This is a genomic window from Metabacillus indicus, assembly GCF_046603695.1.
GTDB classification, from domain to species: Bacteria; Bacillota; Bacilli; order Bacillales; family Bacillaceae; genus Bacillus_P; species Bacillus_P indicus.
Genome location: NZ_CP176757.1, coordinates 1,818,106 through 1,840,371, shown reverse-complemented (window position 1 = coordinate 1,840,371; position 22,266 = coordinate 1,818,106). Strand labels below are relative to the sequence as shown.

At 46.0% G+C, this 22,266-nt stretch carries 23 protein-coding genes and 1 riboswitch; of the genes, 2 read left to right on the top strand and 21 right to left on the bottom strand.

Annotated elements, in window-relative coordinates; genetic code table 11:
- Nucleotides 1–3: 3 nt before the first annotated feature.
- The 11 genes from rlmN to ACK1LH_RS09145 all read right to left on the bottom strand — a co-directional run bounded on the left by rlmN (nt 4) and on the right by ACK1LH_RS09145 (nt 12,493).
- On the bottom strand, nt 4–1,095 hold the full coding sequence (gene rlmN / locus ACK1LH_RS09195; protein WP_029281423.1) for a 23S rRNA (adenine(2503)-C(2))-methyltransferase RlmN: 1,092 nt from the start codon (nt 1,093–1,095) through the stop codon (nt 4–6).
- Nucleotides 1,096–1,097: 2 nt separating this feature from the next.
- Nucleotides 1,098–2,441: a 16S rRNA (cytosine(967)-C(5))-methyltransferase RsmB gene (gene rsmB, locus ACK1LH_RS09190; protein WP_411334974.1), complete on the bottom strand. Its 1,344-nt coding sequence runs from the start codon at nt 2,439–2,441 to the stop codon at nt 1,098–1,100.
- A complete protein-coding gene (fmt, locus tag ACK1LH_RS09185; protein WP_029281427.1) occupies nt 2,428–3,384 on the bottom strand; it encodes a methionyl-tRNA formyltransferase in 957 nt (318 codons plus the stop codon). The genes rsmB and fmt overlap by 14 nt, the downstream gene beginning before the upstream one ends.
- 5 nt (nt 3,385–3,389) lie before the next feature.
- Complete coding sequence (gene def, locus ACK1LH_RS09180) at nt 3,390–3,872, bottom strand: peptide deformylase (RefSeq protein WP_029281429.1); 483 nt, start codon at nt 3,870–3,872, stop codon at nt 3,390–3,392.
- 69 nt (nt 3,873–3,941) lie between these two features.
- Nucleotides 3,942–6,359: a primosomal protein N' gene (gene priA / locus ACK1LH_RS09175; protein WP_411334973.1), complete on the bottom strand. Its 2,418-nt coding sequence runs from the start codon at nt 6,357–6,359 to the stop codon at nt 3,942–3,944.
- Between the two features lie 3 nt (nt 6,360–6,362).
- On the bottom strand, nt 6,363–7,565 hold the full coding sequence (gene coaBC, locus ACK1LH_RS09170; RefSeq protein ID WP_029281433.1) for a bifunctional phosphopantothenoylcysteine decarboxylase/phosphopantothenate--cysteine ligase CoaBC: 1,203 nt from the start codon (nt 7,563–7,565) through the stop codon (nt 6,363–6,365).
- A 101-nt stretch (nt 7,566–7,666) separates the two neighbouring features.
- Nucleotides 7,667–7,864, bottom strand: a complete 198-nt coding sequence (gene rpoZ, locus ACK1LH_RS09165; protein ID WP_029281435.1) for a DNA-directed RNA polymerase subunit omega — start codon at nt 7,862–7,864, stop codon at nt 7,667–7,669.
- Nucleotides 7,865–7,869: 5 nt separating this feature from the next.
- Nucleotides 7,870–8,481 carry a guanylate kinase gene (gene gmk, locus ACK1LH_RS09160; protein ID WP_029281437.1) on the bottom strand — a complete coding sequence of 204 codons (612 nt, stop codon included), beginning with the start codon at nt 8,479–8,481 and terminating at the stop codon, nt 7,870–7,872.
- A gap of 14 nt (nt 8,482–8,495) precedes the next feature.
- Nucleotides 8,496–8,759 (bottom strand): extracellular matrix/biofilm regulator RemA, encoded by a 264-nt coding sequence (remA, locus tag ACK1LH_RS09155; protein ID WP_029281439.1) that lies wholly within the window; start codon nt 8,757–8,759, stop codon nt 8,496–8,498.
- A 73-nt stretch (nt 8,760–8,832) separates the two neighbouring features.
- Nucleotides 8,833–9,708: a YicC/YloC family endoribonuclease gene (locus ACK1LH_RS09150; protein WP_411335085.1), complete on the bottom strand. Its 876-nt coding sequence runs from the start codon at nt 9,706–9,708 to the stop codon at nt 8,833–8,835.
- 97 nt (nt 9,709–9,805) lie between these two features.
- Entirely contained in the window at nt 9,806–12,493 is a 2,688-nt protein-coding gene (locus tag ACK1LH_RS09145) for a calcium-translocating P-type ATPase, SERCA-type (RefSeq protein ID WP_411334972.1), read from the bottom strand.
- Between the two features lie 142 nt (nt 12,494–12,635).
- Here ACK1LH_RS09145 and ACK1LH_RS09140 point away from each other — a divergent pair, with 142 nt between their 5' ends.
- On the top strand, nt 12,636–14,339 hold the full coding sequence (locus tag ACK1LH_RS09140) for an NFACT family protein (RefSeq protein WP_411334971.1): 1,704 nt from the start codon (nt 12,636–12,638) through the stop codon (nt 14,337–14,339).
- 44 nt (nt 14,340–14,383) lie between these two features.
- Here ACK1LH_RS09140 and ACK1LH_RS09135 read toward each other — a convergent pair whose 3' ends face one another.
- The 10 genes from ACK1LH_RS09135 to ACK1LH_RS09090 form a co-directional block, all read right to left on the bottom strand.
- Complete coding sequence (locus ACK1LH_RS09135) at nt 14,384–14,737, bottom strand: VOC family protein (RefSeq protein ID WP_029281446.1); 354 nt, start codon at nt 14,735–14,737, stop codon at nt 14,384–14,386.
- Between the two features lie 372 nt (nt 14,738–15,109).
- Complete coding sequence (locus ACK1LH_RS09130) at nt 15,110–15,385, bottom strand: hypothetical protein (RefSeq protein WP_029281447.1); 276 nt, start codon at nt 15,383–15,385, stop codon at nt 15,110–15,112.
- 223 nt (nt 15,386–15,608) lie between these two features.
- Nucleotides 15,609–16,172 carry an NAD(P)-dependent oxidoreductase gene (locus ACK1LH_RS09125; protein WP_051865216.1) on the bottom strand — a complete coding sequence of 188 codons (564 nt, stop codon included), beginning with the start codon at nt 16,170–16,172 and terminating at the stop codon, nt 15,609–15,611.
- Complete coding sequence (locus tag ACK1LH_RS09120) at nt 16,153–16,938, bottom strand: sirohydrochlorin chelatase (protein ID WP_411334970.1); 786 nt, start codon at nt 16,936–16,938, stop codon at nt 16,153–16,155. Before ACK1LH_RS09120 ends, ACK1LH_RS09125 begins: the two co-directional genes overlap by 20 nt.
- Before the next feature lies 1 nt (nt 16,939).
- Nucleotides 16,940–17,713 (bottom strand): uroporphyrinogen-III C-methyltransferase, encoded by a 774-nt coding sequence (gene cobA / locus ACK1LH_RS09115; RefSeq protein WP_282034508.1) that lies wholly within the window; start codon nt 17,711–17,713, stop codon nt 16,940–16,942.
- A 113-nt stretch (nt 17,714–17,826) separates the two neighbouring features.
- Nucleotides 17,827–18,420 (bottom strand): adenylyl-sulfate kinase, encoded by a 594-nt coding sequence (gene cysC, locus ACK1LH_RS09110; protein WP_029281451.1) that lies wholly within the window; start codon nt 18,418–18,420, stop codon nt 17,827–17,829.
- 16 nt (nt 18,421–18,436) lie between these two features.
- The gene (gene sat, locus ACK1LH_RS09105) at nt 18,437–19,576 is read right to left on the bottom strand and encodes a sulfate adenylyltransferase (RefSeq protein WP_282034507.1); all 1,140 of its coding nucleotides are present in this window, start codon (nt 19,574–19,576) and stop codon (nt 18,437–18,439) included.
- A 42-nt stretch (nt 19,577–19,618) separates the two neighbouring features.
- A complete protein-coding gene (locus ACK1LH_RS09100) occupies nt 19,619–20,641 on the bottom strand; it encodes an anion permease (RefSeq protein ID WP_411335084.1) in 1,023 nt (340 codons plus the stop codon).
- Between the two features lie 54 nt (nt 20,642–20,695).
- Nucleotides 20,696–21,397, bottom strand: a complete 702-nt coding sequence (locus tag ACK1LH_RS09095) for a phosphoadenylyl-sulfate reductase (RefSeq protein ID WP_282034506.1) — start codon at nt 21,395–21,397, stop codon at nt 20,696–20,698.
- A gap of 105 nt (nt 21,398–21,502) precedes the next feature.
- Nucleotides 21,503–21,646 carry a YezD family protein gene (locus ACK1LH_RS09090; protein WP_235728203.1) on the bottom strand — a complete coding sequence of 48 codons (144 nt, stop codon included), beginning with the start codon at nt 21,644–21,646 and terminating at the stop codon, nt 21,503–21,505.
- Nucleotides 21,647–21,710: 64 nt separating this feature from the next.
- Nucleotides 21,711–21,816: riboswitch (SAM riboswitch) on the bottom strand.
- Nucleotides 21,817–21,987: 171 nt separating this feature from the next.
- Between ACK1LH_RS09090 and ACK1LH_RS09085 the strand changes: the two genes are divergently transcribed.
- Nucleotides 21,988–22,248: a hypothetical protein gene (locus ACK1LH_RS09085; RefSeq protein WP_411334969.1), complete on the top strand. Its 261-nt coding sequence runs from the start codon at nt 21,988–21,990 to the stop codon at nt 22,246–22,248.
- The last annotated feature ends 18 nt before the right edge of the window (nt 22,249–22,266 follow it).

Below are 22,266 nucleotides of genomic sequence, written 5' to 3'. Positions count from 1 at the left end.
AAGTCACCTCGTCTCCTCTTTGCGCTCCTTCGCTCTCAGCTGACCGCATGCCGCATCGATATCATGACCCTGCTCGCGTCTTGTCGTTACATTAATGCCGCGCTTTTTCAATGTTTTCTCAAAAAGATCAATCTGTTCTTTAGGAGTTCTTACATAATCGCGCTCAGGCACATAGTTAACGGGAATCAGGTTTACATGGCATTTCAGATGCTTAATAAGCGCTGCGAGCTCTTCAGCGTGTTCTACCCCATCATTTACTCCGCCGAACAGCCCGTATTCGAAGCTGACGCGTCGTCCTGTTTTGTTCACATAATACTCAATAGCTTCCATTAGCTCAGGCAGTTTATATGCTCTGTTGATCGGCATTAAGCGGCTTCTGAGTTCTGTATTCGGTGCATGCAGCGATACAGCGAAGTTAATTTGCAGCTGTTCGTCCGCAAATTTGTAGATTTTAGGAATGATTCCGCTTGTAGATACGGTAATATGGCGTGCACCGATATTCAAACCGTCGTCATGATTGATGATTTTAAGGAATCCCATCATTTCGTCATAGTTATCAAACGGTTCTCCGATTCCCATGATGACGACATGGCTTACCCTTTCTCCAAGTTCATCAAGAGCCTTTTGTACTTTTACGACTTGAGCAACGATTTCTCCTGCTTCGAGGTTGCGTTTTAATCCGCCCAGTGTTGAAGCGCAGAACGTACAGCCGATCCGGCAGCCGACCTGTGTTGTAACGCATACTGAATTGCCGTATTCATGGCGCATGAGAACCGTTTCAATGGAATAGCCGTCGTGCAGCTCGAATAAGAACTTCATCGTGCCGTCGCTTGATGTCTGCTGAATGATCGTTTTAAGCGTGGTAAGCGTAAAGTTCTCCTCAAGTTTTGTTCTGAGCGCCTTTGAAAGATTTGACATCTCTTCAAATGCTGTTGCCCGTTTAATATAAAGCCAGTCAAAAATCTGAGCAGCCCTGAAAGGCTTTTCTCCGTTTTCTGTCAGCCAGTTTTTTATTTCTCCCAGTTCGAGAGAATAAATGGAAGGTTTTTTGTTTTCTTCGATGACTGTTTTCTTTGTGCGTTTTACCTCTTCCATTTTTACACCTTCTTTCTTAAGCTTGCTATATAAAATCCGTCAGTTCCGAAATAGTGGGGCAGAATCTGCACTTGCCCGCCGTCTGCATATGGCTTTGCAGCCTCCGGCAGCCGGTCAGCCATTGCTGAATCAAGTTCAAATTCACTGTGTTCTGCAAGAAATTTGTCAACAACCTGCCCGTTTTCTTCGCTGTCAATTGTACATGTACTATAGACTAGTGTACCACCTTTTTTAAGTAAAGGCGCGGCAGATGACAGAATTTCCAGCTGAATTTGCGACAGTCTTTTCACGTCTTCGGCTGATTTCGTGTATTTAATGTCAGGCTTTCGTCTGACAACCCCAAGTCCTGAGCATGGGGCATCGACCAGTATTTTGTCAAACTGTTCGTTTTTAAAGCGCTCATGCACTTTTCTGCTGTCCATTGCCTCAGTCTTAATGTTCGTAAGGCCGAGTCTTTCCGCCTGTTCTGTGATCAGGCTGACTTTCTGCTTGTGGAGATCAAGGGAGTAGACGGTCCCTGTGTTCTCGAGAATCTCCGCAATATGGGTTGATTTTCCGCCCGGCGCTGCACATGCATCTAAAACAGCATCTCCTTTTTCAGGTGCAAGAGTTCTGGCAACCAGCATCGAACTTTCATCCTGAATCGTAAACCTGCCTTCTTTAAATTCTTCCGTCTGCACAAGGCTGCCTTTCAGGCTTTTAATAGCATCAGCAGTCAGATCGCCGTCTTCAATTTGAAAGCCTTTTGCTAAAAGCTGCTCCATTAGCTCCCCGCGGGTGTTTTTCATAAAATTGACACGTGCTGATACACTTGGCGGCGTCAAAGTGGCTTCGCACATTTTTTTTGCATCAGCGGCCCCAAGCTGGCTGATCCAGCGCTTCACAAGCCATAGCGGGAAGCTTGTTTCAACAGCGATGCGCTCTGCCTCATCTTTTATCTCAGCAGTGGAGGGCAGCCCCTGCCGCTGAATCGATCTTAAGATGCCGTTGACAAAGGATGCAATGCCTTTATGGCCCCTGTGTTTTGCAATTTCAACTGCCTCGTGAAAAACAGCGCGCTCCGGCACTCTGTCCAGGTATACCATCTGATACACGGAAAGTCTTAAGAGATTTTGCACCCACTGCTCAGTTTTTTTGGCATTTTTAATAAAAGGCGCAAGATAAAAATCCAGCGTATCCCTGCGCTGCAGCGTCCCGTATACGATTTCTGTAAGCAGAGGGATATCAATCTCTTTTACTCCGTGCTTTTTTATCATGGAGTTTAGCAGAAGATGGCTGTACGCCTGGTTTTTTTCAATCATGAGCAGCGTTTCAAGAGCCGTTTCACGGACATTATTTTTCTTCATGGCTCTCTCCCAACTTGTCTCCAGCCTGGATTTGTGCGCCGCGAAGGAAATCTTCGCCATTCATTTTCTTCTTTCCGGACGGCTGAAGTTCTGTGATCTTGATGGCTGTCGTATTTCCTGTGGAGACGACGATTCCATCTGAATCAATTCCGATGACGGTTCCCGGCTGTGCGGTATGAATGCTTCCAGTCATTTTTTCTCCCCACCAGATTTTCACAACCTGGCCATTAAGGTAGGTATAGGCAACAGGCCAGGGGTTTAATCCTCTGATATGGTTATAAATGTCCTCTCCGGACTTCGTCCAGTCAATGATTTCCTGTTCCCGTTTAATATTTGAAGCGAATGTCGCTTTTTCGTGATCCTGCTTCTGCGGTGTAAGCTTGCCTTCCAGGAGTGAAGGCAGCGTTTCAGACAGAAGATCCGCCCCTGAAGCACTTAATTTATCGTGCAGAGTTCCTACGTGATCCCGTTCATCAATTTCCACTTCAGCCTGGGTAAGAATATCGCCGGCATCAAGCTTTTCAGCCATATACATAATGGTTATGCCCGTTTTCTTTTTCCCCTGAAGGATTGAATAATGAATCGGAGCCCCGCCTCTCAGTTCAGGAAGCAGCGAAGCATGGACATTAATGCAGCCGTGCTTAGGCGCTTCCAGCAGTTCATTCGGAAGAATTTGCCCGAATGCGGCGGTTACAACGAGATCAGGCTGCAAAGCGAGCACTTTTTCAAGTTCTTTTTTATCCCTGATTTTTTCAGGCTGCAGAACGGGTATATTCTGCTTTTCTGCTTCCACCTTTACAGGCGGCGGCGTAAGAGTTTTTTTTCTGCCTTTTGGACGGTCTGGCTGGGTCACAACCCCGACCACATTGTACCCCTCATTTATAAGTCTTTTTAAAACAGGAACCGAAAAGTCAGGAGTTCCCATAAATACAATTCGTGTCATGACCATCATCCTTCCGATTCTTCTAGCTCTTCTTCATTTAAATAGGCTGTCACCTTGGACGTGAAAAGAATTCCATGAAGGTGATCAATTTCGTGCTGGATCGCTCTCGCTAAAAAACCATTTGCCTCCATCACAAATGGTTTGCCTTTGCGGTTTTGAGCTTGCACTTTTACATACTCGCTCCGCTCTACTTCTCCAAAAAGGCCGGGAAAACTCAAGCAGCCCTCAGGACCAGTCTGAGAGCCTCTTTTTTCAATGATCACCGGGTTAACGAGTTCAATCGTCCCGTGATGATCATCTATATCAACAACAGCTGCACGGACAGGCACTCCAATTTGGGGAGCGGCAAGTCCCACACCGTCAAGTTCAATCATTGTATCATACATATCTTTCAGCAGCTTTGACAGTTTCCTGTCAAATACTGTTACATCTTCACATTCCTGCTCCAGCACATCTGCCGGATGCAGAACAATCGGTTTAATAGCCAATGAAACGTCCTCCAACTACTTAAAAGCTTATTTTTTCTCCAGTTTTGACGCTAATCCGAATTCTGAAACCTACATCATGGCGTTAGGATTCATATCGATTGAAATGGACAGCTGATTTTTGTTCATATCCTGCTGAAACCGTTCAATGATCATCTTCAGCGCAGAATGAAGATTTTCTTCCCGCTTGTATTTTATCATGCATTGATAGCGATATCTATCGTTTACCCTTGGAATTGGCGAAGCGGACGGACCGAGAATCTGAACATGATTTGACAATTTGTGATTCAGGTGCTGGGAAATTTTCTCCGTCACAGAGACGGCCTTTAACAGATCAGGGTGACTGACCGTGACGAGTGCAAGAAAGTAAAACGGAGGGTATGCATGCTGCTTTCTTGCTGTCATCTCCTGCATGTAAAATGAATCATAATCATGCTTTCCTGCAAGCTGGATACTGTAATGCTCAGGTGAATAAGACTGAATCACAACTTCTCCCGGAAGCAAATGCCGCCCCGCCCTGCCGGAGACCTGGGTCAGGAGCTGAAACGTTTTTTCAGACGCCCTGAAGTCAGGCAAATGCAGCATCGTATCTGCCGTCAGAACTCCAACAAGCGTCACATCTGGAAAATCCAGTCCTTTTGCAATCATCTGTGTGCCTAAAAGGATATCCGCCTCTTTGTTGCCGAACGCCGTAAGAAGTTTTTCATGCGCCCCTTTTTTCCCCGTAGTATCAACATCCATGCGGATAATCCGGGCTTCCGGAAGAACTTTTGCCAGTTCCTCTTCAACCCTCTGTGTGCCGGTGCCAAAAAAGCGGATATGCTCGCTTGCACACTCAGGGCAGACATTCGGCATCGGCTCCTCATGACCGCAGTAATGGCATTTCAACAAATGTCCGCGCTTGTGATACGTAAGGGAAATGTCACAATGGGGACAGCCCTTTACACAGCCGCAGTCTCTGCACATGATAAAGGAGGAATAGCCTCTTTTATTCAGGAACAGGACCGACTGCTGCCCTTTTTCTAACCTGTCTTCCAGCTTCTCAAGCAGAACTTTAGAAAACATTGTCCTGTTCCCGCTCCTGAGTTCATCCCGCATATCCACAATTTCCACTTCGGGAAGGGGGCGGCTGTTCACTCGTTCTTTTAAGGTAAGCAGCTGATAAACCCCTTTGCCTGCTCGTGCAAACGATTCAAGAGAAGGAGTTGCGCTGCCGAGGACAACAGGACACTTGTGGCGCTTTGCCCTGTAAATGGCTACATCCCTTGCATGATAGCGGGGATTTTCTTCCTGCTTGTAGCTGCCTTCATGCTCCTCATCAATGATGATCATGCCAAGGTTTGTAAACGGAGCAAAAACGGCAGACCTTGCACCTACGACAAGCTTAACTTCACCGCGGCGGATTTTTCTCCACTCATCGTATTTTTCACCGATCGAAAGTCCGCTGTGGAGGACCGCAACAAGCGATCCGAACCTTGCTTTAAACCGGTTGACCATCTGCGGCGTCAGTGAGATCTCAGGCACAAGAACAATCGCTTCCCTCCCCTGATTCAGCACAGCTTCAATGGATTGAAGATAAACCTCTGTTTTCCCGCTTCCGGTGACCCCATACATCAAAAAGACATCATGCGCCTTCCGTTCGATGCCGTCAAGAATAGGAGCAATCGCCGTCTGCTGTTCTGGTGTAAGCGGCAGAGACTCTGTTTTCTGGAATGTGCGGTCAGCATAAGGGTCTCTGTAGATTTCTTCGTAGGATTCAGACAGAAGGTTTTTCTTGATCAGAGTTTTGACGGGAGAGTCCGTGATATTCAGTTTAAGCAAAAGCTCCTGCAGAGGGACAGCTGCTCCGCCATGTTCTGCGAAATAATCCAGTACTTTTTTTTGCTTTGCTGCCTGCTGCGTGCATCCGGAGGCTTCCTCTTTCAGCACGTCTGATGTGACAGCAGCACGGATGACCTTCTGTGTTTTTTGTTTGTTTTTCTGTTTAACCCGGTATATGACCTCAAGCAGCCCGCGCTCAATATCCCCCTGAAGCTCTTTCACGCTGTCGCTTTTTTCTATCTCTTTCCAGAAGATGCCCGGTGCGTTCTCAAACCAGCGGGCAGACTTTGGATGCAGCCTGTCCTTCGCCTCAGAGGATGTCAGGCGGATCTCTTTTTCATACTTCGCTTTCATGGCAGCAGGCAGCATGGCCTGAAACGCAGAAATTTTGAAGCAGAGTGTTGACTCTGTCAGCCAGTGGCCGATGTCAAGAAGCTCCGCCGTCAAAGCAGGCGTTATATCCATAACTTCCGTAATCGGCTTCACTTTGTCAAAATCGCTGCTGTCTTTCAGAGCGATAACAAACCCCTGCACCGCACGCGGTCCGAATGGCACGATCACACGCATGCCGGGTTTGATAAAACCCATCCATTTTTCAGGAATCAGGTAATCGAACGCCCTGTCTGTCTGCATGGCTTTAACATCTACGATTACACTGGCAAACTTCATCATTTAAACTCCTTTATCAAGACGGATAATCTCGCGGAGTATATTCTTTGAAACTTCTTCTTTGGACATAACGGGAAGTTCCATTTTTTCTCCGCTCCGCTTATAGATCGTGACAATGTTTGTATCCGTGCCAAAGCCGGCTCCGTCCTGATTTACATTGTTGGCCACAATCATATCAAGGTTTTTCTTCTCAAGTTTTTTTAATGCATACTCTTCAACATGATGAGTTTCAGCAGCAAATCCGACAAGAATCTGATGTTCTTTCCGTTCGCCCAGCTCTTTTAAAATATCCTTTGTCCGTTCAAACTCAATCACAAGATCGCCGTCCTGCTTCTTCATTTTTTCATCTGACACAAGACGCGGGCGGTAATCGGCGACAGCAGCCGACTTGATCACGATGTCCGCCTCAGCGAACCTGTTGACTGTTTCCCTGTACATGTCTTCTGCTGATTCCACCTGCACAGTTTCCACACCCTGGGGCGGTGCAAGACTCACCGGACCGGACACCAGAGTGACATCGGCTCCCATGTTTCTTGCAGCAGCTGCAAGGGCATATCCCATTTTTCCAGTCGAAGAATTCGAGAAGAATCGGACCGGATCTGCTTTTTCACGTGTAGGGCCGGCGGTTATGATTATTTTTTTGCCTTTTAGCGGCTGTTCAGCTTCAGCAGAAAAATAAGCAGTAATCAGCGCCGTGATTTTCTCCGGTTCTTCAAGCCTGCCTTTTCCGACATACCCGCATGCAAGATATCCCTCGCTCGGTTCAATATACTGATAGCCGAACTGAGAAAGGGTCAAAATGTTCTTCTTAACGGCAGGGTGATCATACATATGGACGTTCATAGCCGGAGCAATCCATACAGGGGCTGTTGATGCAAGCAAAGTTGTCGTAAGCATGTCATCTGCTATTCCATTTGCAAGCTTTCCGATTGTATTGGCTGTAGCCGGTGCCACAAGGATCAGATCCGCCCAGTCTGCAAGATCGATGTGAGCGATGACGGCAGAATTTTTTTCATCGAACGTGTCATAGTAGACATCATTTCTTGACAGTGCCTGAAACGTAAGAGGTTGGACAAATTCACGGGCTGAGGCCGTCATGATCACTTTTACTTCTGCTCCCGCCTGCACCAGCTTGCTTGTCAGCGCAGCCGCTTTATAGACTGCAATTCCCCCGCTTACACAAAGGAGTATCTTTTTACCCTTCATTTTACATCCCCCCATCAGTGCTGTTTATCCTGTAATTGCTGGCAGTATGAAAAAATAACAACCCATGATGAATCAGGTTGTTATTTTTAAAAGCGATTCAATTAGTCTTGTTTTTCATAATCAAGCAGGCCTGAATGAATTTCTTCAAGTGCTTTTCCTACGTATTTATGAGAAACAGGCTTCACGATCTGCTGATCGTGATTTTCCTGCATTTCGCGTGCACGTCTTGCGGCAACCGTTACAAGCGTGTATTTTGAATCCAGTTTGTTCATAAGTTTGTCAATAGATGGATATAGCATATGTTTTATTCAACCTCCAGCATTTTCTTATAGCGAAGTGCGATGCGGTCACGTCTGCAGTGCTCAGCCGTTACGATCGCGCGAATGCGTGCACAGGCAAGGTCCACCTGGTCATTTTCGACTACATAGTCGTATGCATCCATCATTTCGATTTCTTCTTTGGCAGCAGCCATTCGGTTATTGATGATATCCTGTGTCTCAGTGCCGCGCGTAACAATGCGGTTTTTCAGCTCGCTTAAGCTCGGCGGCATCAGGAAGATGAACAGCCCTTCCGGAAATGCCTTTCTGACCTGCAGGGCACCTTGCACTTCAATCTCAAGGAAGACATCTTTTCCTTCACTGAGCGTTTTTTCAACGTATTCAACCGGCGTGCCGTAGTAATTCCCTACAAACTCCGCCCATTCGAGCAGGCCTTCCTCTTTGATCAGCTGCTCAAATTCCTCTCTGGTTTTAAAGAAGTAGTCGACTCCGTCCACTTCTCCCTCGCGAGGCTTGCGCGTTGTCATGCTGATCGAATATTCAAAGTCTGTATTCTGCGAAAAGATGGCTTTCCGCACTGTACCTTTGCCGACTCCAGAAGGACCCGAAAGCACGATGAGTAATCCTCTTTCTTTCATATCCAGAACGTTCCCTACCCTTCGTCTGTTAACTCGTCTTTATTTGAAAGCCTGTGGGCAACCGTTTCTGGCTGAACCGCAGATAGTATAATATGATCACTGTCCATAATCACGACCGCTCTTGTTCTGCGTCCGTAAGTCGCATCAATAAGCATCGCTCTGTCGCGGGCATCCTGAATGATCCTTTTTATCGGAGCTGATTCAGGACTGACAATCGAGATAATCCGATTGGCAGAAACAATATTCCCAAAGCCAATGTTAATTAGTTTAATACTCATCTGTTTGCTCCCCCTAATAAACGACAACCCTATTTTTGCCCTAAAAGGCCCGGCATAAACGATTAACTTCTAATTATTCAATATTTTGAACCTGTTCTTTAATTCTTTCAATCACGCTTTTCAGTTCGACTGAGCATCTTGAGATCTCCTTGTCATTTGCTTTTGAACCGATCGTATTTGCTTCGCGGTTCAGCTCCTGAACAAGAAAATCGAGCTTTCTGCCGGCAGGTTCAGGCTTTTCCATTGTCTGCCTGAACTGAAGAAGGTGGCTTCTTATTCTTGTAATCTCCTCTGATATGTCCGCCCGGTCAGCAAAGAGGGCTGCTTCAGCTGCGATTCTGCTGTCATCGATGGAGCCGCCTGACAGCTCAGCCATCTTCTTTTCGAGCCTGTTTTTATAACGGAGCACAACGTCCGGGGCATGCTTTTCAATCTCGTCTGCATATCCCTCTATTTCAGACAGCTGCTTCAGAAGATCAATTCTCAGATAGGATCCTTCTTCGCGCCTCATATCCTTAAGCTGCATGGCAGCACCCCTGACAGCCGAAAGAATCAACTCTTCAAGTGTTTCATTTCCTTTAGCCATTTCAGCCACGGAAAAGACACTGTCAAGCCTGAACAGATCTGAAAGCTTCAGCCTGCTCCCGGTCTGATACCGGTTTTCCATTTCAGACGCAGCATCCGCATACTGGTCAAGCAGCTTCCAGTCAATTCCAATGACCCGTTCTGCCAGCGCTTCGCCTTCAATCGTTATGTATACTTCAACCCGTCCTCTTTTAACCTCGGATGAGATCACTTTTTTGATTTTATCCTCAACAGACATCAATTGTCTAGGCATTCTTACGTTAATTTCAAAAAAACGGTGATTAACCGATTTCATTTCGGCTGTTATGGTGTGTTGATCATTTCTCTCAGTTGAACGTCCGTATCCTGTCATGCTGCATACCATTTTTATCACATCCAATTCTCTGATCATATCATAAGAAATGCTTTTCTGTATCTTTAAACAAAAGAAAAGGTAATAGAGAACTCTATTACCTTTAAAATTATAGCATATTCTCCCTTTTTTTACTTGTCAAAAGTGACCCCGCCAGCAAAAAAGTTGGAATGGCGGACAGGCCGAGAACAAGGAGCCAGTCTCTGGCCAGAATCGGAACTGTGTGGAAGATCGGCTGCATCGGAGCGTAATAGATGACACCAAGCATGAGCAAGATGGATGAAATGACTGCTCCGACCAGGTAAAGATTTTCGAATGGATTTCTTAAGAATACGGACCGCTCGCTTCTGCAGTCAAAAACGTGAATCAGCTGGGCCATGACGAGCGTTGCAAACGCGATGGTCTGAGCATAGATCAAGTTTTCCGGGTCTCTGTAATAGACAATCATGAAGGCTGCCAGGGTGACAGCACCGATTAAAAACCCTCTTGAAATGACTTTCCATCCGAGACCGCGTGCAAACACACCTTCTTTATGGTGCCTCGGTTTTCTCTGCATCAGATCACCTTCAGGCTGATCAAGGCCGAGGGCCATAGCCGGAAGTCCGTCTGTGACAAGGTTCACCCACAGAATCTGAATTGGAACGAGCGGCAGCGGCAGGGCCAGGAGCATCGCAAACAGCATAACGAGAATCTCTCCGACATTTGAGGCAAGCAGATACCTGATGAATTTTCTGATATTCTCATATATATTGCGTCCTTCTTTAATAGCAAGCTTTATGGTTGCAAAATTGTCATCAACCAGAATAAGAGAAGAGGCTTCTTTTGCGACATCTGTTCCTGTTATGCCCATTGAAATCCCGATGTCGGCGGATTTGATTGCAGGAGCATCATTCACCCCGTCACCCGTCATGGCAACGACGTGTCCCCTGCTCTGCAGCGCTTTAACAATTTTAAGCTTATGCTCGGGCGAAACCCTTGAAAAGACATAGACATCTTCCACAACCGCCACAAGCTCTTCATCCGACATGGCAGACAGTGCCGCACCGTCCAGCACTTTTCCATTTGGAGGAAGGAGATCAAGCTGAGAGGCGATAGCGCGCGCTGTATTCGCATGGTCCCCTGTGATCATGACGGTTTTAATCCCGGCCTGCCTGCATTCTTTTACGGCCTGTTTTACCTCAGGACGCGGAGGATCAATCATGCCCTGCAGCCCAAGAAACACGAGGTTTCTCTCAACTTCATGCTGATGGTACACACTTTGTACGGCTACAGGTTTAAATGCAACGGCTATTGTTCGCAGTGCCTGGGAAGCAAGGCTGTCGATCGCTCCCATGATTTCTGCTTCATATTTTGAAGATACAGCATGCTGTTTTTCGCCCCATAGAACAAAATCAAGTTTTTTCAGAAGAATATCAGGAGCGCCTTTTGTAACAGCAAATCTTTTACCATTTTTATCCTCGATAATGACACTCATCATTTTTCTTGTTGAATCGAAAGGAAACTCTTCCACCAGTTTGAACTGATTCAGAAGAGATTCTCTCGACAGTCCCGCTTTCATCGCGGCAACAGCCATAGCCCCTTCAGTCGGATCGCCGTCGAGAACATAGTCGTCATCTTTTTCGGTTATTTCTGCTGTGTTGCAGAGCATACCGAACGTCAGAATCTGCTGCAGCGGCCTGCTGTCTTTCACAAGCACTTTCTGGTCATTGATAAAAAAATCGCCTTTTGGCTGATAGCCTGTTCCGCTCAGTTTCCACGTTGTCCCGCCTGACCAGATGTGCGTAACCGTCATTTTGTTCTGTGTCATCGTACCTGTTTTATCCGAACAAATGACAGATGCGCAGCCAAGCGTTTCAACAGCGGGAAGCTTTCTGACAATTGAACGCTGTTTGATCATCCGCTGGACCCCAAGAGACAGCGCAACGGTCACGATTGCAGGGAGCCCCTCCGGGATTGCCGCTACGGCAAGCGACACTCCTGCAAGGAACATATCGTAAAGCGCATGTCCCTGTATGACTCCGACAGCTACTACTAAACATGTAAGGGCAAGGGCTACAATGATGAGAATTTTGCCAAGCTGTTCAAGCCGTCTTTGCAGCGGGGTTTCAAGCGTTTCAGCAGATTGAAGAAGATCTGCAATCTGTCCCATCGCGGTGTTCATTCCGGTCGCGACAACAACCCCGACACCATTTCCCCTTGTCACAAGCGTTCCCATAAACGCCATATTCACGAGATCCCCAATTCCTGCGTGACTGTCAGAAAGGGCGTTTGTGCATTTGGCAACAGGAAGAGATTCACCTGTAAGGGCTGATTCTTCAATCTCAAGGCTTTTTGCTTCAAGCAGCCTCAGATCTGCCCCGATCCTGTCACCGCTCGAAAACTTCACGATATCACCGGGAACAAGGTCCTTCGACTGAATTCTTGTCCATTCACCTTCTCTGAGGGCCTGCACCTGTGGCGCCGACATTTCTTTTAGGGCCTGCAGAGACTTCTCTGCTTTCTGTTCCTGAAAAAAACCAAGGATCCCGTTTACCATCACAATGGCAATGATCGCAATGGCATCAATGTATTCGCCGAGCAAACCGGATATGAGAGTTGCTGCGAGCAATACTAGGACCATAAAATCTTTGAACTGCTCAAGAAATACTAAAAAGGCTGAAGGTTTTTCCGCTTCCTTCAGTTCATTAAATCCGTGGTGCCTGACCCGTTTCTGTACGTCTTTTTCAGACAAACCGTTTTCCCTGCTGGAATGAATGGACTCTAGTACTTCCTCAGGTTTCACTTCATGCCATTTCATGAATGATTATTACACCTCTCAATACTCTAAATAGTAGGACAATCTCTTCTAATGCCAATTTATTCAGACCTGTCCGAAAAAATGCTATAATAATTCGAATGAACAATTGTTTCCTAAACAGCTATAGAAAAGGGTGCTTGCGATGTCATTTGATGGCATGTTTACATATGCGATAACAGAAGAACTTAAGAATTCACTTGAAAACGGCAGAATCTCAAAGGTTCATCAGCCGTATAAAAACGAACTTATTTTTGTGATTCGCTCAAACGGAGCCAATCATAAGCTTTTGCTTTCTGCTCATCCGAGCTATGCAAGAATTCACTTAACAGAAGAGAGCTACGAAAATCCTAGTGAGCCTCCGATGTTCTGCATGCTGATGAGAAAGCATCTTGAAGGCGGAGTCATTGAGGAAATCGGACAGATTGGAATGGAGCGGATTCTCTATATCGATGTGAAAGGACGAAGCGAAATCGGAGATGTCACCTACAAGAGGGTGATCATTGAAGTCATGGGAAGACACAGCAATATTATTTTGATAGACCGCGGCAGGAATATGATTCTTGACAGCATCAAGCATCTTTCACCTGCTGTAAACCGCCACCGGACGGTAATGCCCGGACAGGAATATGTGCTTCCCCCTGAGCAGATGAAAGCAGATCCATTTGAAGCAACGGAAGAAACCGTGCTCCGGAAGCTCGATTTTAACGCAGGTAAATTAGACCAGCAGATCATGCAGCAGTTCTCAGGGATCTCCCCGCTGTTTGCACGCGAGATCCTGTTCCGTGCAGGCCTTGCCAACAGAAGCAGTCTGCCGAAGTCCTTTCTTTCTCTTGTCGGTGAAATCAAGCAGCATCAGCTTTCACCTGCCATGATTGAACTTCCGGAAAAAGATTATTTTTACATTCTTCCCCTCACCCACCTTGATGGAAAAGAAAAGCCGTTTTCAACCATTTCGGAAATGCTTGACCGGTATTATTATGGAAAAGCAGCAAGGGACAGAGTCAAGCAGCAGGGAAATGATCTTGAACGGTTCGTGCAGAATGAAATCAAAAAAAATAAAACGAAAATCAAAAAACTTGAAGGAACGTTAAAGGATGCTGAAAAAGCTGAAAAGTACAAGCTTCAGGGAGAGCTGATAACAGCCAATATGTACGCTATTAAGCGCGGAGATGCATCTGCGGATGTCATCAATTACTATAACGGGGATACGGTCACCATCACGCTGAATCCTCAAAAAACGCCGTCAGATAATGCCCAGGCCTATTTCCAGAAATACAATAAAGCAAAGAAATCTGTAGCCTACGTTAACGAGCAGATTTCACTTGCCGAAAAAGAGATTGCCTACTTCGAAAACCTTTTCCAGCAAATCGAATCCGCTTCACCGAAGGATATTGAGGAAATCCGCGAGGAACTCATGGAAGGCGGCTATCTTAAAAAGAGACAGACAAAAGGAAACAAAAAGGCCAAACAGGCAAAAATCGTGCTGGAAGCATACCGATCCAGTGACGGCACCGAAATTCTTGTAGGAAAAAACAATAAGCAAAATGATCACCTGACAAACAAAACGGCAGCCCGGGATGATATCTGGCTGCACACGAAAGACATTCCAGGCTCCCACGTCGTGATCCGCCACCAGGAGCCAAGCGATGAAACAATCCTTGAAGCAGCGAATCTTGCAGCGTACTTCAGTAAAGCGAAAGGCTCAAGCTCTGTTCCTGTAGACTATACAAAAGTCCGTCACGTTAAAAAGCCGAACGGCTCAAAGCCCGGCTTTGTCATCTACGACAACCAGCAGACGGTCTATGTCACGCCGGATCCTGATCTTGTGATCAAGCTTAAAAAGTAAAATAAAGACCCCGGAAATGACATTTCCGGGGTCTTTTTATTGAATCAGCACTTGCATACCATGAGCGTGTTTCCGTCAGGGTCCTGAAACGTAAAATAATGATCATGCTGAATGTCCGATTGATGGGCAGCTCCTTTTTCTTTAATGAATGAATGAGCTGTATTAATATCTTCGGCATTGAAGTGAAACAAAGGCACTTTTGATGCTTCTCCCTCTCGGTAAATCTTGCTGTCGAGAACGGCACCTGTCCCCTGCATCGGGAGAACATATATATGGCCGAACTGGATTTCTCCTTGAGGTTCCACACCTAGAATGCTGCAATACCAGTCTCTTGCTTTTTCTACATCGCTGACAGGAACGAACACGGTTCCGATTTGGTTCATTACAGGGCTTTTCATTTTTTCTCCTCCAGATTTTTGTTAGATGTCCTTTGATACCATTCCATATCTTTTTTTGTATTCCTGCTTACTTAGGAAAAACATGAAATGTACCCGTTCCCTTTCGCTGCAGTCACTTGCTTTCCGCGGGGAGCGCCTGGAGCCTCCTCGCTGCGCTTGCGGGGTCTCCAGTGCACTCTTCATCCCGCAGGAGTCAAGTGCCTTCCGCTTCAGTCCACTGGAGCTTGGAGCATTCTACTAAGCTTCAAAAGGTACGAAATAGACTCATATTTTAGATTCTAATGTCAAATAGCACACAAAATAAGGAGCCCAATCTATAGCTTCTTATTCATGTTTCTGTAATCGCCCCCAATCGTTGAATATCTATTAAAATTAACGTGCTGGTGTGTTACTTTTCAAAAAAGTTTTCCCAACAAATGCAAAGGCAATCAACAAAGAAATAAAACTTGCAACAAAGAAACCAATTGCATATGCAGGGATATTCGCTTCTGGTACTCTGTCATTTATTTCTAATCCTAAGAAGTGTACTCCAATGCCATCGCCATCCACATTTGTTCCAAGAGACCATAAATTTATTCCTTTATTGACCATTAAAACTGTAATGAAAGCAAGAAAAGTAAAAACAACCCAACGATTAATTGCGTTCATTTTATATCCCTCCTTATTCAAATTTATCTCAAATGCTTATTGAAAAATCCTGCCCTTTAACCGAATAACTGTTATTTCCATTTTATCACAATTATCTAACATCCTGTTTAAATGACATAAATGAAAAAGCACACCATTTCAATTGTTGAATGGTGTGCGAATACTTTGCGATTTTTGTTTAGAATCTTTAAACCGAACCCTTTATTTTTAGATTCCATGCTCTTTATAAAAGTTCCATGCAGTCATCTGCCAGCTTTTTTAGTAGTTTCTTTTTTTCTTCCCTGCTCAGATCAGATGCGTGAATGTGTTTCCGCTGTTCATGCAGTTCGTTCAGTTTGATGATGAATGGGTCGTTCAGCTGATCGGCAAAATGACCGGCTATTTTTTTGGCGAGAGCAGGGCTTGCGCTGTCTGTTGAAACTGACAGGGTAAGTCTGCCTCTTTTTTTTATAGAGGGAACTTGTACATTTCCAAGGCCGGCTTCACCCGCAATGTTTACAAGCTGGTGCTTTCCCGCCGCTTCTGCAGCCCAGGCATTTACTTCCCTGCTTCCGGCAGCTGCTATGATTAAGAACGCATCCGACAGGTCTTCTTTTTGAACTTCTTTTTGCTTCCACGTAATGATGCCTGCAAGATGAAGTTCCTGTATTTCTGCAGCAGCCTCAGGGCTGACAACTGTGACAGCTGCTCCCTGCTCGAGAAAAACGGCAAGTCTTCGGCATGCGATTTTCCCCCCGCCTATGATGACGACTGGCCGGTTTTTCACATCAATCATTAATGGAAGCATGCGTTTTTCCCTCATATATAAAGTCAAATGCACCGTCCCGGTTTGAAACGGCTTCCTGCACGCGCTCAGTAAAGACTTCCTCAACCCCGCTGTCGTATCCAAGGTATCTGCACACAGTTAAATCCTTATGGGGAACAGACAAAGCCTTTCTCATAACCTCTCTCATGACAAGACCTGTGAAGAGCAGGTAAGGCACTAGAAAAATGCGTTTATCATTCATGCCCGCCACCCTATCAAGCATATCATCAAGACTCGGTTTTGCTGCTGTCACGAAGGCTATGTCCACTTCGCTCCCGCCTGCACGGTCTTTTACAAGCAGGCTGATTTCCTTTAAATCTCTTGCCACATCCGGATCAGAGCTTCCTCTGCCGACAATGACGATGAGCGATCCGGGACCCGGATTTCCCTGTTCCGTTACTCGCTTGAGCACACTCTCAGCCAGTTTTTCATGAACGCCGATTGGTTTTCCGTACGTTACCTCAACATGCGGGAAAAGCGATGCGGCTTCTGCAACTTCTTTTGGTATATCCTCTTTCGCATGAGCGGCCGTCAGCAAAAGCAGGGGCACTACCGCGATTTTTTCAGCCCCTTTTCTGACGCATGCAGCGAATCCTTCTTCAATGGAGGGCTCGGCCAGTTCAAGAAAGCAAATTTCCTGAATATCCGCTTCGATGTGCGGCTGGACCCGCCTGATAAAGGAGACAGCCTCATCACAGGCCTGTCTGATCCGGCTGCCGTGGCAGACATATAGAACAGCCTGTTTCATCCTAAAGCACCCCGCTGATGGCAGCTTTAGAGGCTTTTTCCTCAAACCAGCTGATTTTTTCGCGGTAGCGGACAACTTCTCCGATGATGATCATGCTGGGGTTCGTGATTTTTTCAGTTCTGGCAATCTCTGCAATCGTTTCAAGCGTTCCGGTTACAGTCTTCTGAACGTCAGTCGTTCCCCAGTGAACAAGCGCAGCAGGGGTATCTTTGGACTTTCCGTTTTTCAGCAGCTGCTCCTGAATATAGGGCAGATTCCCCACTCCCATATAGATTGCAAGTGTATCAATCCCTTTTGCAAGACTTGCCCATTTTTGCTCTTCTTTTTCATCGTTTTTATGGTGCCCTGCAACGAAGGCAACGCTTGCGCTCACATCACGGTGTGTGACGGGAATCCCTGCATATGCAGCAGCAGCTATTCCAGATGTGATGCCGGGTACAATTTCAAACGGGATGCCGTGTTTGACAAGGGCTTCCGCTTCTTCTGCACCCCGGCCGAACACAAACGGATCTCCGCCTTTCAGACGGGTGACGATTTTTCCGCTTTTAGCGTAGCGGACAAGAAAATGATTGATTGTTTCCTGCTTCATTAAGTGATAATCTGGCAGCTTTCCGCAGTAAATAAGGTCTGCACCTTCTTTTGCATAGGAAAGCAATTCTTTGTTCACAAGGCGGTCATATAAAATGACATCGGCCTTTTGAATGCATTTAACAGCCTTTAACGTGATCAGTTCAGGATCACCTGGTCCTGCACCTACTAAATAAACATTCCCCATTGATAGACTCTCCTTACTTATATGAAAACTGCCTCGCTGCGTTCGGCGTGTGATGTAGTGATTCTTACAGTCTACTATATCAGGAAAACGGAGCATTTTTTAGAATATTTTTGTTAAATCAAGCCTCTTTCAATCAAAGCTTTTGTCAGCTGTTTGACACACTCTTCTACTGAGTGCTTTTCGGTGTCCAGAATAATTTCGGGATGAAGAGGTTCCTCGTACGGGGCGCTGATTCCCGTAAAGTTCTTAATCTCTTCATTTCTCGCTTTTTTATAAAGACCTTTAGGATCACGCTTCTCGCATTCTTCAACAGAACATTTCACATAGACCTCAAGAAATTCATTCTCTCCGACAAGCGATCTGACAAGATCGCGGTCAGCGCGGTAGGGTGAAATAAACGCCGTCAGGACAATCTGCCCGCTTTCCACAAACAGCTTTGAAACCTCGCCGATCCGGCGGATATTTTCTTTGCGGTCTTCTTCACCGAAGCCAAGATCACTGTTCAGTCCATGTCTCACGTTGTCTCCATCCAGCACAAATGACTGGGCGCCGCGGTCGAACAATGTCCGTGCAAATGCGTTTGCGACAGAAGACTTGCCTGAAGCAGACAGCCCTGTAAACCAGAGGATAAAGCTTTGATGCTTGTTTTTATTATGCCGTTCTTCTTTTGCGATAGATGCTTGATGCCATACGATATTGCTGCTCATCATTGTTTCTCCCTTCTTACGAAACGACTTCTTTTTTTAGTCCGCTGATCAATACTTCAATCACTTCAGGCCTGCTGAATGTGCTTGGCGGCACTTCGCCGTTTCTCAGCATCTGTCTGACCTTTGTGCCTGAGAGAATGACGTGATCTGCGCTGTCATGAGGGCACGTTTTCGTTGTAGCCATACTTTCGCATTTGCTGCAGTAGAAGCTGTGGTCGAATTTCATCGGCTTAATGCCAAGCTCCGCTTCTTCAAATTGGTCAAATATCTTCTGAGCATCATATGTGCCGTAATAATCACCGACGCCTGCATGATCTCTTCCGACAATAAAATGCGTGCATCCGTAATTTTTGCGGACAAGCGCATGGAAAATCGCTTCTCTTGGTCCTGCATATCTCATCGCAGCAGGGAAAACGCCAAGCTCCACTCGTTCTTCCGGATAGTAGTTTTTAAGCAATACTTCATAGCTCTCCATGCGGATTTCTGCTGAAATATCATCAGATTTCGTTTCGCCGACAAGAGGATTCAGAAACAATCCGTCAACTGTTTCAAGGGCAGCTTTCTGGATGTATTCATGTGCTCTGTGCACAGGATTTCTTGTCTGGAAGCCGACTACGGTTTTCCACTCTTTACTTTTAAAAATCGCTCTTGTTTCTGATGGATCAAACGTATATTCTTTAAACGGCTTATCGGGACGCTTGATCAGAGTGATTTTGCCTCCTGCATAGATGTCTTCTCTTTCATGCAGTTTTTTCACTCCGGGATGGGCGAGATCCGCTGTTCCGTAAACATTGATCGCTTCATTCGTTTTATCCGGCTCATAGAGATCTTCGATTTCAATCAGCCCATACACTTCGCCGCCATACTGAAGCTTTGCTTTGTCTCCTGTCTTCAGCGACGCTGCTGTTTCTCTTGAAACCGGAAGCGTGATCGGAATACTCCAGACTGTGCCGTCTGCAAGTCTCATGCTGGTGACTACACTTTCATAATCCTCTTGTGTTAAAAAACCCGTAAGCGGGCTGTAGGCTCCGATTCCGATCAATTCCAGATCGCTGAGAGCCATTGCATCAATTTCGATCACCTGATCGATTTCATGTGCAGTTACTTCAGGATTGTATACATCAACTAATACTCCACCATGCGGCTGTAAACTCATTTATTTTTCCTCCTAAACTGACCTTTTTAATTGGTTTTAATGTTAAATGCCTCCGCCTTCTTCATGCACGGCACGCTTTTCATCCTTTATCGCCTTCATCAGGCTCAGTGCACCAAGTGTTGCCAGCATGACACTCAGAAGAACGATAAGGGAGTACATATCCTTTTCCAAAAACAGTTTGACAAGCATATACGATATGGCAAGTGAAAACAACGGTGAAACAATCCAGATTCGGATGATTTTCTTCACAATGTGCTTTTGAAGGATCTCGCTCCCGCTTTTCGCCATTCCAAGTCCGATAATAGCTGATGAGGTCACCTGCGTCAGAGGGACGGGAAGTCCGAAAATGGAACTGGCAATCACAAGTCCTGCTCCTGTACCGGAAATCAGAATGCCTTCAGGCTTTGAATACCGGGTAATTTTCTTACCGTTTGTTTCAAGCACTTTTTTGCCGAGAAAAATCGCTCCAAGAGCAACAAATGCTCCTCCGAGCAGGGTCCCGTCCGGCACGGAAATCAGGCCAGCCCCGACAAGCGGCCCTACTGCGTTTGCCACATTGTTCATTCCAGCTGAGAAAGCCTCGAAAAATCCTGCCAGTATCAGGATGCCTGTAAGGAGCGGACGGTCTTTAAAGAACGGTTTATGCTGCACTTTATAAAGCCCTTTGCCGAACAGCCAGGCAATTCCGAAAGCTGCGACAGGAACAATCACCCAGAACATCATGATAATCATCAGTGATTTAATAAATAGGATCTGATAGGCAACTCCCACTCCCACAACGGCTCCAACCGTCACCTCGCTTGTTGAAAGCGGGATTCCCAGCAGGTTTGCAAGAAACAGCGAGCTTGTCGCAGACAAAATAATGATCAGAACAACTTTCACATCAATGATATCCTGCGGAATAATTCCGGCACTTATTGTCTTAACAACCTCTCCCCCGCCAAGATACGCGCCTGCAAAAACACCGATGGCGCATATAAAAAGGGCATGCCGGGCTTTCGGAACTGCACCGGAACCGTAAGCTACTCCCATGGAAGCAGCGGCCCCGCTCGCTCCAATATTCATGGCGAAAAAGAGACTGATGGCAAGCGCACCCAGTTCAAGCACCGCAATCCCTCCTTATCCATGCAGGCCGCATTCTGTTTTGCCCTGGCCGCTCCATCTGCCTGAGCGCAGATCATCTGCACTGAACGCAGGCTGCGTGCAGTGGAAACAGCCGATGCTCGGATATCCCTGATCATGGAGCGGATTATAAGGGAGGTCATTTTTATGAACATAGCGCCAGACATCTTTCCACGTCCAGTGAATGAGAGGACAGACTTTTACCGACTGAAACTTGTCGTCTTTATTGATAAATTGCACATTTTTCCTTGTTTCAGACTGCTCTCTCCGAAGCCCTGAAATCCACGCTTTTGACTGAGAGAGTGTTTCATTCAGCGGCTGAAGCTTTCTGATTGCACAGCACTGATTCGGATTTGTTTCCCACAGCTTATCTCCATGCTGTTCAGCTTGTTCTGCAAGGGTAAGGGCTGGTTTTTTCATCGTAATTCGGAGCTTGGGATACTTTTCTTTTACACGTTCAATGGTTTCATATGTTTCCTTGAAATGAACATCTGTATCAAGAAACACAATCGACGCATCCGGTTTTACTTTTGAAATCAGGTCAATGAGAACAATGCCCTCAATGCCAAAGCTGCAGGCATAGACAATCTCTTCGCCGTAATGGCCGTAAGCCCAGTTCAGCACATTCAATGCGCCGCTGTACCCGTCGTCTGTTTCAAAAGTCTGTTCATGCTCCTGCCATGTTTTATACGTAAGCATGCTGGTCTTCTCCTCACTTTTTCAGGTCCTGTACAAAAAGCTTTTAATAGTAGGACAGGAGCCCGCTTTCGTTAAAATGCCTCCAGTTTATCCAGTCAGCATTTTTCATTTCATTCTTATTTTTTCATTTTTCTCAAGCTGAATCACTTTTCCGTCCTGAACGATCAGTGTCACAGAACCATAGCTCATTGTGTTCAGCATTTCCTTCAGCCTGTCGATGACCGCGTCAAGTTTTTGATCAGTACCCACAGTGGTCCCCCGTTTCTTTCCCATTAAAAAAAGCCTTCCGGTTTGAAAGACTGTTCAGGCATCAACCTTATCTTCCAAAATGGGTTTCATTTTGCTGGATGTAGCACCTTGCACGCATGCAGGTTGCCGGGCTTCACCGGGCCAGTTCCCTCCGCCTCTCTGGATAAGTTTATTATATTTTTCTAAATTTTATCACAATTGCAGTCACTGTCAACCTTAGTTTTTCTATCGGAATTAAAAAAACGACTCTTTTTAGGAACTATTGATAAAAAAGTGCTAGATATACAGCGCCGGAATAAGGTGTACTATAGTTCGTCCGGGAGGTGGGAGTTATTTTTATCTTGTTAAGTGCAGCTGCCGTTTTTTATGCGTTAGGCGGATTTTCATTAGCTTATGCGGCAATGGAGATTGATGACCCAGCCATTTTTGAAAAAATGAAAGAGGAACGCGGAGTGATGAAGTGTTTCGGAATGCTCGGTTCTGCGGGATTTAAACTCAGCGGGAAGCTGCTGCCTGCACCCTGGCAGAAAAAAGGATTCAGAATTGGCTTTTTGCTGATCAGCACACTGGCTTTTTCCGGAAGCGTGCTGATATGGAAATAAAAAAAGGCATCAGCTGCT